At 49.4% G+C, this 12,153-nt stretch carries 10 protein-coding genes; all 10 read left to right on the top strand.

Annotation, left to right across the window (positions count from 1 at the left end; genetic code table 11):
* The first annotated feature begins 146 nt into the window (after positions 1–146).
* The 10 genes from CRO25_RS18415 (at position 147) to CRO25_RS18370 (ending at position 12,096) form a co-directional block, all read left to right on the top strand.
* Positions 147–899, top strand: a complete 753-nt coding sequence (locus CRO25_RS18415) for a FadR/GntR family transcriptional regulator (RefSeq protein ID WP_090950051.1) — start codon at positions 147–149, stop codon at positions 897–899.
* A 16-nt stretch (positions 900–915) separates the two neighbouring features.
* Entirely contained in the window at positions 916–2,961 is a 2,046-nt protein-coding gene (locus CRO25_RS18410) for a hydantoinase/oxoprolinase family protein (RefSeq protein ID WP_079695973.1), read from the top strand.
* Entirely contained in the window at positions 2,958–4,931 is a 1,974-nt protein-coding gene (locus CRO25_RS18405; protein WP_079695972.1) for a hydantoinase B/oxoprolinase family protein, read from the top strand. Before CRO25_RS18410 ends, CRO25_RS18405 begins: the two co-directional genes overlap by 4 nt.
* A gap of 75 nt (positions 4,932–5,006) precedes the next feature.
* Positions 5,007–6,143: a PotD/PotF family extracellular solute-binding protein gene (locus CRO25_RS18400; protein ID WP_079695971.1), complete on the top strand. Its 1,137-nt coding sequence runs from the start codon at positions 5,007–5,009 to the stop codon at positions 6,141–6,143.
* Positions 6,144–6,214: 71 nt separating this feature from the next.
* Positions 6,215–7,348, top strand: coding sequence for an ABC transporter ATP-binding protein (locus CRO25_RS18395; protein ID WP_079695970.1), 1,134 nt, complete (start codon positions 6,215–6,217; stop codon positions 7,346–7,348).
* Entirely contained in the window at positions 7,345–8,262 is a 918-nt protein-coding gene (locus tag CRO25_RS18390) for an ABC transporter permease (RefSeq protein ID WP_079695969.1), read from the top strand. The genes CRO25_RS18395 and CRO25_RS18390 overlap by 4 nt, the downstream gene beginning before the upstream one ends.
* Complete coding sequence (locus tag CRO25_RS18385) at positions 8,255–9,094, top strand: ABC transporter permease (RefSeq protein ID WP_079695968.1); 840 nt, start codon at positions 8,255–8,257, stop codon at positions 9,092–9,094. Before CRO25_RS18390 ends, CRO25_RS18385 begins: the two co-directional genes overlap by 8 nt.
* On the top strand, positions 9,091–10,308 hold the full coding sequence (locus CRO25_RS18380) for a Xaa-Pro peptidase family protein (protein WP_079695967.1): 1,218 nt from the start codon (positions 9,091–9,093) through the stop codon (positions 10,306–10,308). The genes CRO25_RS18385 and CRO25_RS18380 overlap by 4 nt, the downstream gene beginning before the upstream one ends.
* Positions 10,309–10,386: 78 nt before the next feature.
* The gene (locus CRO25_RS18375; protein WP_079696159.1) at positions 10,387–11,583 is read left to right on the top strand and encodes an MFS transporter; all 1,197 of its coding nucleotides are present in this window, start codon (positions 10,387–10,389) and stop codon (positions 11,581–11,583) included.
* A 162-nt stretch (positions 11,584–11,745) separates the two neighbouring features.
* Positions 11,746–12,096, top strand: coding sequence for a hypothetical protein (locus CRO25_RS18370; RefSeq protein ID WP_063563897.1), 351 nt, complete (start codon positions 11,746–11,748; stop codon positions 12,094–12,096).
* Positions 12,097–12,153 lie beyond the last annotated feature (57 nt).

Genomic DNA, 12,153 nt, shown 5'->3' with positions numbered 1-12,153 from the left:
ACGGGGAGTACATGGTGAGAAAAATAATACATAGTAATTGGGTAAGAATTATTGAAATTATTGTCGATTGAAGGTATACTGTCGTTAATCATCAGTGAGTAACAACAAAAAAAACTACAATTATTTATATATGAGGAGTGAATTTAGTGGGTCCTGAGCTAAACGAATTGGAGTTGGAATACGAACTGCTGAAGCAGCTTCGGGACGCGAGCGCTCCCATCGGGGCCAGCACGTTGGTTCATACCCTGGGCAAAACGTACGGTCTAAGTCAGGCTACAATCGGAAGAAGACTTATGGAGATGGACGTTGAAGGTTTCACGATACTGGAGGGCCGGAGGGGAAGGGTTCTGACAGAACAGGGGCTGGAACGAATCAAGATTCTGGAGAAGGATTTACAGCAAAAAAGTGTAAATTCCCAGCTCATTCAGATGCTGAACCATTCCGGTGAAAAGGCTCTGCTCGATGTCCTTGTAGCCAGAAGGGCTCTGGAACGGGAAATTGCTTCCCTGGCAGCACAACGAGCCTCCAAAGAATACATAGTGCTACTGGAAGCCTCTATTGCTACCCAGCATCAATTGCTTTCCCAGAATATTATTCCTTACGAGGAAGACCGGGAATTTCACAGGCTACTGGCTTATGCGGCTCAAAACCAGATTCTGCTGCATGCGGTTGAACTCGTCTGGGAGACAAGCCGTGATTTCCTGGAAACAGCTTATATTAGGCAAAGAGTAGGTAGCGAACTGGTCGTGGACCACCAGCGGATTCTGGAGGCAGTAGCAGCAGGCTCCCCGGAACAGGCTGAAGCGGCAATGGTGAATCATATTAACCAGATGATTGAGGATGTCAAACGATATTTTGCCATGCAGAACCTTAATATAACTTCGGATGAGACCCGGTGATAAAGGAGTTGAACTTGTGAAAACAATTTATCGATTAGGTATAGATATCGGAGGCACATTCACGGATGCCCTAGTTATGGACAATCATGGCAGGGTGATTGCGGCACTGAAAACGCCATCGATTGCAGCAGCTCCGGAACAGGCGATTTTTAATGCACTTGATCAGCTCAAGGAAAGCGGAGTCGATCTTCATGAGATCGATCTGTTTGTGCACGGAACAACACTTGGGGTTAACACCCTAATTGAGCGTAACGGCGCAGTTACAGGTCTGTTGGTCACCAAAGGGTTCCGGGATATTCTCGAGATTCGGAGGCTACGACTCGAGGATACAACCAATCTGTATGGTGACAAGACCGATGCGCTTGTTCCGAGACATCTTGTTAAGGAAGTGGATGAGCGAGCACTTGCGAGCGGTAGCATACTTCAACCACTGGATCAGAAGCAACTGCTTCAAGCGGTAGACGAGCTGGTGGAAGAGGGGGTTACTGCCTTGGCGATCAGTTTTTTGCACGCTTATGTCAATCCTGCTCATGAGCAGCTTGCGGAAGAGTTAATCAGGGAACGTCATCCGCACCTGTTTCTCTGCAGAAGCAGTGCCATTTGGCCGCAGCAGCGTGAATTCGAACGTACACTCGCCACAGCCATGAATGCATATGTTGGGGAACGCATGGGATCATACTTTCTTCGTCTGCAAGAAGGAATTGGCGCTTACGGTCTGAAAGCCAATCTGCTGTCCACAATGTCCAATGGTGGAATCATGACGGCGGCCAGAGCGGCCAAAGAGCCTGTACGTACTCTTCTGTCTGGACCTGCTTCCGGCGTAATCGCAGCAACCCATATTGCCGAGCAGGCCGGCATCCATCAAGTCATCACGTTTGACATGGGCGGGACAAGCGTTGATGTTGCCCTCATCGATAAAGAGCCTGCCTATTCTACCGAGAATAAGGTTGGGGATTTTCCAGTCATCATTCCCGCTGTGGATGTAACCGCGATTGGAGCGGGTGGGGGCTCAATTGCCTGGCTCGATTCCGTAGGGGTACTCAAGGTGGGACCACGAAGCGCAGGAGCCAATCCAGGTCCAGCCTCCTATCATCGTGGGGGAGAAGAGCCAACAACAACGGATGCTTATCTGCAACTGGGCATTTTGCAAGCTGATCGATTCCTTGGCGGACAGATGAATCTTTACCCCGAGCTTGCAGAACGTGCTCTGGGCAATCTTGGCGAACGGCTTGGACTAAGTCCCATGCAAACTGCACAGGCCATTCTTGATGTGGCCACCGCCAATATGTATGCCCAGTTCTCTCCGCTCATGGCACGCAAAGGGGTTGATCCCCGGGACTTTACGCTGCTCGCCTATGGTGGAGCTGGGCCGATGCATGCTTTTCTCATGGCGCGTGAAGTGGGCATCCGCCGAGTGCTGATCCCGCCATCTCCAGGAACACTTTGTGCCATGGGCTGCACGGTTGCCAACCTTCGCAATGATTTCGTTCATACCTTGCACAAAAGCAGTCACACGCTTGAGCCTGGTGAGTTAGCGAATCTATACACCAGACTGGAGCATCAAGGGCGTAGTTGGGTTGAAGAGGAAGCCCGCGGCGGAGTGAAACTGGAACATATCTATTGCTTATACAGCGCCGACATGCGTTACGAAGGTCAGGCCTTTGATTTGGAGGTTACGCTCACATCCGAAGAAATCGCCGATCCTGAGAAAGCAAGGATCAAATTCCATATGTACTACCAAAATGTGTTTGGCATCAGCCAGCCGGAAGCTGATGTGATGTTCGTTAGTCTGAGAGCGACCATAGTTGGCATTCTGCCCACCCAAAGCACAGCATCTCCGGCAGAGTTGCCATTCGATGAGAGTGAAGCAGAAGAACGGATCATCACTTTTGACCACGAACAGCGAATAGCAAAAGTTCTAAAGAGGGGACAGATCCCACTGGATATGCCCATTCTTGGGCCCGTTATTGTGGAGGAATATGATACAACCATTTTCATCCCGCCTGGGTTTACGGTATACCGGGATGGTAACGGTAATGTGATTGGGGAGGTGGAGCAATGATTGGCGACAAGGTTTTTCTTGAAATTTTCAACAACCGGATTCAGGCTGCGGTGGAGGAAATGGCCAATGTTGTGCTGCGCACGGGATTCACCGCTTTTGTTAAAGAAACGGGCGATTTTGGAACCTACCTCTTGTCACCATCCGGGGAAACGTTTGGGTCGCCATTGGAGACGGGTTACAATCTGTCCCTTGGCATCCCTGCTGCGGCGACCATAAACAGCATTGCAGACTGGAAGGAAGGCGATCTGGTCATCTGCAATGATCCTTATTCCACCAAAGGCATGGTGACACATCTACCGGATGTTCATCTGATCAAGCCCTATTTTCACAAAGGGGAAATCATCGCATACGGCATGTGCTTCGTTCATTCTTCCGATGTAGGTGGTAAGGTACCGGGGAGCGTATCTCCAAGCGCCTACGATATTCATATGGAAGGCATTCGAATTGCGCCAGTCAAGCTGTATGAAGCAGGCGTTCTTAATGAGCAGATACTGCGCATGTTTCTGGACAATAGCCGCATTCCGGAGCAAAACCTCGGTGATCTCAAGGCACTGATGGCAGCCTTGAATCGGGGGGAGCAGCGACTAGAGGAGCTTATTGGCCGCTACGGTGTAGAGCGGATTCAACAGGGTATTGAGCAATTGCTGGAATATGCTGAGTTGAAGGCACGCGCCATCGTACAGGAGATCCCGGATGGTTCGTATGAGTTCTGGGACTATCTGGAGAAAGGTCCTGGCGGTTATCCCATCCGATTGCGCTGCAAAATGACAATCGCGGGCAGTGATATTCATCTGGACTTTAGCGGAACCGACCCTCAGGTCAGAGCTTCGTTCAATATTCCTACCCACAATCAACAGGGGCATTACATGTTGGTTCCCGCACTCATTCGTTATTTCCGTACGCTCGATCCAACAATTCCATGGAATTCGGGCATGATTCGCATGGTTCGAAATTATGCACCACCGGCTTCAGTTCTCAACCCGGAGCCGATGGCAGCGGTTGGCGCACGAGCAGCTACCTTTATTCGGCTAATGGATGTCATCACAGGTGCTCTTGGAAAAGCTCAGGCAAGTAAGGTTCCCGCCGCAGGAGCCGGACAGGCATGCATCGTTATGATGGCGATGACAGATGCGTCAGATGGCAAAAAAAAGGTTGGCGTGATCCAGCCGATATGTGGCGGTTCAGGAGCAAGACCGATGAAGGACGGAATTGATGGCATGGATTTTGCCGTGGGTCATCTTCGAAACATTCCTGCGGAAACAGTAGAATCCGAAATGCCTGTGCTCATAGAGCATTATGGCCTTCGTGCTGATTCTGCTGGTGCTGGAACCTTCCGTGGTGGAAGCGGAATCGACCTGTGTGTCAAAATTCTTACACCAGATACCGTAATGACCGCCAGAAATATGGAGCGTATGGAGTTTCATCCGTGGGGCAGGCTTGGCGGAGGTGTTGGTACCCATGGGGAAGCGATTCTCAATGCTGGACGTGCAAGTGAACACCATCTGGGAAGAATTGATGAGTTGCTGCTCCAACCCGGAGAGACGGTGACGTTCCTGTCACAGGGCGGAGGTGGATATGGCGATCCATTTGATCGGGATCCAATGCTGGTTCTGGAGGATGTTAGAAGAGGACTGGTATCGACGGAAAAAGCTCTTGAACTGTATGGTGTCGTCATAGAAGGCCGGAACCTGAACGTGAGTGAGACCAGACAGTTGCGGGCCAAGCGGGAACGGCAGCAGGAAGAATTCGATTATGGCTGGACAAGGAAACAGTTCGAGGCCATATGGACTGACGAGATGCAAGTATCGCTGAATCAGGCGCTGCTGAATGTTCCGCTGGCACTCAGAGACTACCTGAAGCGTCAGACCATGGGAGCCGTGGAGGAGAAGCAAACTGCGACCGTATCCGTATCTCCACATGAGATATCAGGCATTATGGAAGGATTGCGTCAGAAAATAGGATTGCATTGATAAGGTACATGAAGGAAAAACGAATTAATTTTTGTCAAATTCATAAAACCAACTAAATCGATGGGGGAAATTCTCATGTTTAAATCAAACAAGAAACGCTTTCTCAGTCTCGCCTCACTGACACTGGCCGGTACACTGGTTCTCTCTGCATGCGGTGGAGCAAGTAGCTCCAGCAATACAGCAGGAGGATCCGATTCTTCTGGAGGAAGCGGAGACAAGGTTAAACTGACCATGTTTATCTGGGCTGGCTCCAATCAGGATGTCGTTCCAAAAGAAGTGGTTGCAAATTACGTCAAAGAGCATCCAAATGTTGAAGTTACTTTTGAAGAATCATCCAATGCAGTCATGTATCCGAAAATGGTCGCTGGCAAGCAGGCTGATCCCAACAATCCAGTTGTCAACTTTGGTTACTTCAACGCAGATGCGACGGCAAAAGGCTTGAACGATGATATGTGGGAGCCACTGGATACAAGCATCGTGACCAATATCAAGGATATCCCGGAGCAATTCCACAAGCCTGACAACAAGGGTGTCGTGTGGGGAGTTTCGAGCTTCGCGCTTGTCTATAACAAAGACCTTGTAAAAACACCGCCAACAAGCTGGAATGATCTGTGGGATAACGAGGAATTCAAAGGGAAAACGGCACTTTGGGACTACATGTTCTATTCCTATATCTCTCCACTTCTTGCAGTCAAAGGACAGGAGCTTGGCGCATCGTATGAGAATCCGGAGCCAGCATTCCAGTTCTGGGCAGATCACAGTGACCAGATCGGCACATTGGTTACATCCAATGACCAGTTGAAGGCTCTTCTGGAGTCGGGAGATGCTCTGATTGCTCCTTTCAGTGCACAGGTTGCACAGACATGGATTGACGGCGGTTCTCCACTCGCTGTAGCGTATCCGAGCGAAGGAGCCATTTCCTTCCCGTACACACTTCAGGTTGTGAAGGGGTCAACACCTGAGCAGACACGTGTAGCCAACGAAATTATCAACGAGCTGCTGAGCGCAGAGGCGCTGTCACAATATGCAGAAGCAACAGGTACACCGGTAACCAGCACGACTGCTGCCGTTCCGGACAAATACAAGGACGATCCTTCCTTCTCCGTGGAAACACAGAGCAACGGGATTAGTCCTGACTGGGATGTTCTTGCTCAAAACAGCTCTTCCTGGAAGGATCTATGGGACCGACTCGTCAAAACCAAACTTCAATAAATGATGGTTTTCAGACAAACCACGATAACGGGTTCTATTTCGAACCCGTTATGGACGGGAGGGAAACAGAGATGAGCAGTGAACAAGAACTCATTTCCATTGAAACAAGAGAAGTCACAAAGACCTACGGAGAGCGAGCAGCGGTTAACCATGTGTCACTACAGGTGAAGAAGGGAGAATTCGTTTCCCTGTTAGGTCCGAGTGGCTGTGGCAAAACAACACTGCTGCGGATGCTTGGCGGACTTGAGCAGCCGGATCAGGGGTGCATTATGCTGGGAGGTCGGGATGTAACCGGCATCCCGGCCTACGGACGCAACAGCAACATGATTTTTCAGCAGCTTGCGCTATTCCCACATATGGACGTATTCAACAACATCGCCTATGGGCTCAAGGTGAAGAAGTTACCGAAAGCCGATATCAGGAAGCAGGTACACGAAATGCTTGAGCTGGTACAGCTCGGAGATTATGGCAGACGAGCTGTTTCCCAGTTATCCGGGGGGCAGGCTCAACGCGTAGCCATTGCTCGCGCGTTAATCAACAGACCCGAAGTTTTGCTGCTCGATGAGCCACTTTCCGCACTGGATATGCAGCTGCGTCTGGATATGCAGCGCGAACTGAAACGCATACAACGAGAGTTCGGCGGTACGTTCATCTTTGTAACGCATGATCAGAATGAAGCCATGAACATGTCAGATCGGATCGGCGTCATGCGCGCTGGCAAGCTGCTGCAATATGCTACGCCTGATGAAATCTATGAAAGACCGGCAGACAGCTTCGTGGCCAAGTTCATCGGCGATACCAATCTTCTGGCAACAACGGTGCTTGGACAGGATACGAATGGAATCCGGGTTGAATGCTTCGGGTATTCGCTGCTGGTGAAGACAAATGAGAACACCCCGGTTGCCCTAATAGGTGACCGGCACTCGTTGTCCATTCGCAACGAATATATTCGACTTGGAGAGGATGCGAACCCTTGCCTGAACAAGCTGGATGGACGTGTCATAGAAGCAGTGTATGGCGGGGCAAATATTCGTTACACGATCCAGATTGCTGAGGGGTTTCTGGTTCAGGCCAGTGTACTGCATCAGCGAGGAGCCTCACGTTTTAGCCCGGGGGAGCCAATCCAGATTGGCTTTGATCCGGAGGACGCGCTCTTGTTATCCGAACCTTTGCTGCTTAATCCGGTACAGGAGGAAGGGATATGAATCGGGTTACAGATCGGATCGTGAATCTGTATTCATCCAAAAACCGCCGGTGGATTACCCAGTTGCTTCTTCTGCTACCCGCTCTGACCCTGATGGGCATCGTGTATCTGGGTGGTCTGCTCATCTTTGGCAGGTACAGCTTTGATATCTATGAAAATGGCAAGCTCATCCGGGGCTGGGAGTGGGATGCTTATCGTGCTTTTCTGTCCGATCCGTACTATTGGAAGCTGATAGGCACCACATTTCGCGTTGCCTTCAAGGTCACGCTATGGAGCCTGCTGCTTGCATACCCGCTAGCTTATTGTATTGCCGGCCTGAAGAAACCGGGCATGAAGCAATTGTTGCTGCTGCTTACGTTTCTTCCGCTGCTGGTCAGCGCGGTTGTTCGATCCTATGGCTGGCAGCTGCTGCTATCCAAACAGGGTTTCATAAACTGGCTGTTTATACGACTTGGAATCACGGATGATGGCTTCAGTATGATATATAACGAGACTGGTGTGGTCGTCGCTCTTGTTCATATTTTTCTGCCGTTCATGGTCTTTCCGATCCTGAATGTATTGTCACAAAGTGACGCTTCGCTAAAAGCGGCTGCACAGGATCTGGGAGCAGGAAGCTGGCGGACATTCCTCACGATTACCCTGCCTTTATCAGCGAGAGGTATTGCTAGCGGGGTACAGATTGTATTCACGCTATGCCTCACGGCCTTTACAACGCCCCAACTGATTGGCGGAGGCAGAGTCATGACACTGCCGGTATTTATTTACCAGCGAACACTGGATACCAACTGGCCGATGGCTGCGGTAGCAAGTATATTCTTGCTCGTTTCTTCCATCATCGTTTCACTTTTGGTCAATAAAGGAGCCGAAATGCTGATGTTCCGTCGTTCCCGGAAGGGAGAGCAGGCTTATGGTTAAGTCGAAAAGGTTCACTAAATTGCTGCTCTATATATTTGCAGGGGCTGTAGCAGTTTATTTGCTGTTGCCACTGCTCATGATCCTATTGACATCAGTAGGTTCCGGATCGGCAAGTAAATTCCCGCCGGAAGGTCTTACCCTGAAGTGGTATGCGAATCTGGGAGAGCAGACTCAATTTCTCGTTGCATTCAAGAACAGTCTGATTGCCTCCACTGGAGCGGTATTGCTGGCAATGATTACTGGAACACTTGCGGCGCTGGCTATCGTACATTACCCTTTCCCGGGTGCTGGCATCTTAAGAGCCTTTTTTGTATCCCCAATGGTTATGCCGAAAATTACGCTTGGTATTGCGTATCTAATTTTGTTCTCCAAAATGCATATTGCAGGCGGATTGTTCGCTCTTATTTTGGGTGAAGCGGTCATCGTGCTTCCATTCGTGCTAACACTTGTAGGCAGTGCAATGGCCAACCTGCAACCCGCACACCGAGAGGCGGCAGCAGACCTTGGAGCAGGGCCACTGCGTATCTTTTTTACAATCACATTGCCACAGCTTAGACTATCTCTGCTCCTTTCAGGGTCAATCGCATTTGTCTTCACTTTTGACCAGGTAGAGGCTGCACTACTGCTGCTTCGTCAGGACAGCTACACTCTGCCGATACAACTGTTTCTTTATATGGAAAAGTGGCAGGACCCGACGATCGCTGTTGTATCTGTCGTACTTATCGCTTTTGCACTGGCCTTCTTCATGATCATCAAGCTGGTATTGCGCTCAGTACCTGGACTTGAGAGTTTGTTTGGGGGCAGGAAAAACAAAAGGAGGTCTGAATCATGAACAATTCAAATCATATATCCCACAGCTCGGGTCTCAACCGGGACCGGGCGGAAGACGTAATGAAAACTCAGGGACTTCGTGCCCTGATCGCAACAACTCCGGAAAATATTCACTATGTCATCGGCTCCCAGCTACGCGCAAGCAACTGGACCATGCAGATTTACGCCATTCTACCTGTCGACCGATCCGCTCGACCATGTATCGTCATTCCGACGAATCGTTTGGGCGTTGTGGCCCAATTCGGTATCACTGGAGTAGATATATTTGCCTACAGTGACTTCTTCGTGGAAGGTTCGATCGAAGGCAAACCTTCTACGGATGACATTGATCTGTTCTACTCTCTGCTACAAACGACAGTCATTCATCCAGGGCCGATAGAAGCGCTTAAAGCTGCACTGAAACAACTCGACATCGAGAATCAACCGATTGGAATCGATGAGATGCGAATCGCTCCTGAACTTTTGGCACGGATCACGGAGGATGCGCCTCAAGGAGCAGTTGTTCACGCGTACAAGCTATTTCGCCAAATCCGCTTGGTTAAGACGCCTTTCGAAATCGAGCAGCTCCGACAGGCTGCCCAAGTCAATGAACGGATTGAGCAAGAGCTGATTGATCTGATCGCAGCCGGTGTTCATGAGAAGCAGCTTGCTGACCATTATCGGCTATCTGTGATGAAAGCAGGTGGGACTCCTGCAATGACTGCGGTAGGAGCGGGTCCGCGCAGTGCGCTGCCGCTCATCGAAAATTATTTTCATACCATCGAGTCAGGCGATCAGATCCGCTTTGATCTGTGCTTGCAACTGGAAGGATACTGGGGAGATACAGGGCGTACCGTTGTGGCAGGAGAGCCAACTCCCTGGATGAAAAAACATTTTAATGCAGTAAAAAGTGGATGGGAGACGGCACTTGAAACCGTACGCCCTGGCGTCAAGGCTTCCGACGTCTTTCATGCGGCTGTGTCTCGCGTGCAGCGTGAGGGAATTCCGCATTACCGACGACAGCATGTTGGTCATGCCATTGGCTTGGAACTGTATGACGACATGACTCTTTCTCCTGGTGACCAGCGCATACTGGAGCCTGGCATGGTGCTGTGTGTGGAGGTACCATATTATGAGCTCGGCGCTGGTGGCTTCCAAATCGAGGACACGGTTGTTGTAACTCCAGATGGATATGAGTTTTTGACTCATATGGAGCGTAAACTGTTCATCAAATAACGATTAATGGAAGGCTTCAGCCAAGCGATCAGTCAGCAGCCGATCATGGAGCTTTCCTACCGAGAAAGTTGGAATATCATGATTCAGCAGGGAACTAAGACGTTTCGTAACATTAGTCTTGCGCTGTTTGCCGGAGGTTTTGTAACTTTTGCGTTACTATACAGCCTCCAGCCCCTGATGCCCGAGATTAGCGAGGCATTTGCGATCTCGCCTGCACATTCCAGTCTTACCCTCTCAGTTACGACGATTGCCATGGCACTGACCATGTTATTCATCGGTTCCTTATCTGATTCATTGGGAAGACGTTTCATTATGACGACTGCTTTAGTTGTCTCATCTATTATTGCTATGATTAGCGCGTTTAGCCCTGGATTTACTGAGCTGCTTCTGCTTCGCATTCTCCAGGGAGTTGCACTTGCCGGGCTGCCCGCGACAGCCATGACATATCTGTCCGAAGAGATTGAGCCTGCCAGTCTAGGGTATGCCATGGGCCTCTATATCAGCGGAAATTCGATCGGGGGTATGGCTGGTCGTTTTATCAGCGGTGTGATCACAGACTGGTTCAGTTGGCGTGCTGCAATTGGTTTTATCGGTATTCTTGGCCTATGTGCGGCTGTTATTTTCTGGCTTGTCATCCCGCCATCCCGCCATTTTGTCAAAGCGACTCCTGGATTCAAAAAGATCATTCCTCTTTTGTGGTCACAGTGTCGAAATCCACGTCTACTTTGCCTGTACGGACTGGGCTTTCTTCTTATGGGGGGCTTCGTGACGTTGTTCAACTACATCGGATTTGAATTGACAGGAGAACCTTATCATCTTAGCCAGTCCATCGTCGGTAGCCTTTTTGTTGTGTACCTTATGGGTACGTTGAGCAGCACCTGGATGGGCAGGCTGGCTGATCGGTATGGAAGATCGAATGTCCTTGGAATCGCACTAGGTATTATACTGGCCGGTGCAGTCTGTACCATTCATCCCGAACTTTGGGTCAAAATAATTGGACTTGCCCTGTTTGCCTTTGGTTTCTTTGGAGGACATTCCATTGCAAGCAGCTGGGTTGGACTCGTGGCGGATCAGCATAAATCCCAGGCCAATGCCTTGTATTTGTTTTTCTACTACGTGGGATCAAGTGTCAGCGGAACTGGAGGGGGACTACTTTACAGCCATCTGGGTTGGATTGGCATTGTGGGCATGATTGGTGTGTATGTGGTAATCGGCTTTATATTGTGTCGGTTGCTTATAGAAAGGGTACAAGAACATACCAAGCTTACTTTTTAGCTAAACATAGATCGAAAGTTCGGTAATAAAAAGCACTCATTTTGACCCATAATCATCCAATAGTCCCTAATACAATAACTAACTTTTTTCGACAAGTATTGCATATCCCGAAATACCGAGTATAATACTGGGTAAATAGATGCAAAGGGGATGCAATAAACGATGAAAACACATGCTGAACTGAACTCACTTCTTGTTGACGATTATCTGGATCTCCTGAACATAGCGAAACAGCTAGGTGATGAGGAGTGGAAAGAGGCCATTCTGCAAGCATTGAAAGAAGAAGTGGATGCTAATCATCATCTGGATTCAACCGAGGTTAGACAGGATCTTTGGAGTCAATTTGAAGGTATTAACGAACAGATGCATGATCTGTTAATGCAACTGAAAAATGCCGAGGGTCCCGAAGAGAAAGAACAGATTATTGAAGCCATTTGGGGACTGAAAGTGGACCGCCATGCCATTACTCGCAAACTTGAAACCATGAGCCGTGCCAGCGCTGGACATCAATAAAGCTCTAACGTTTATTATAAAAAAATAAAAACCCGCATGCCGCCCTATGGAATTAAT

This window comes from Paenibacillus sp. RU5M (genome assembly GCF_900221055.1).
GTDB classification, from domain to species: domain Bacteria; phylum Bacillota; class Bacilli; order Paenibacillales; family Paenibacillaceae; genus Paenibacillus; species Paenibacillus marchantiae.
This window is presented reverse-complemented; position numbering and strand designations above follow the sequence as displayed.

Bases quoted from the DNA above. Each gene is read 5' to 3' on its own strand.
- CRO25_RS18405 (WP_079695972.1), top strand. From the start codon at position 2,958: ATGATTGGCGACAAGGTTTTTCTTGAAATTTTCAACAACCGGATTCAG.
- CRO25_RS18400 (WP_079695971.1), top strand. From the start codon at position 5,007: ATGTTTAAATCAAACAAGAAACGCTTTCTCAGTCTCGCCTCACTGACA.
- CRO25_RS18395 (WP_079695970.1), top strand. From the start codon at position 6,215: ATGAGCAGTGAACAAGAACTCATTTCCATTGAAACAAGAGAAGTCACA.
- CRO25_RS18390 (WP_079695969.1), top strand. From the start codon at position 7,345: ATGAATCGGGTTACAGATCGGATCGTGAATCTGTATTCATCCAAAAAC.
- CRO25_RS18385 (WP_079695968.1), top strand. From the start codon at position 8,255: ATGGTTAAGTCGAAAAGGTTCACTAAATTGCTGCTCTATATATTTGCA.
- CRO25_RS18380 (WP_079695967.1), top strand. From the start codon at position 9,091: ATGAACAATTCAAATCATATATCCCACAGCTCGGGTCTCAACCGGGAC.
- CRO25_RS18375 (WP_079696159.1), top strand. From the start codon at position 10,387: ATGATTCAGCAGGGAACTAAGACGTTTCGTAACATTAGTCTTGCGCTG.
- CRO25_RS18370 (WP_063563897.1), top strand. From the start codon at position 11,746: ATGAAAACACATGCTGAACTGAACTCACTTCTTGTTGACGATTATCTG.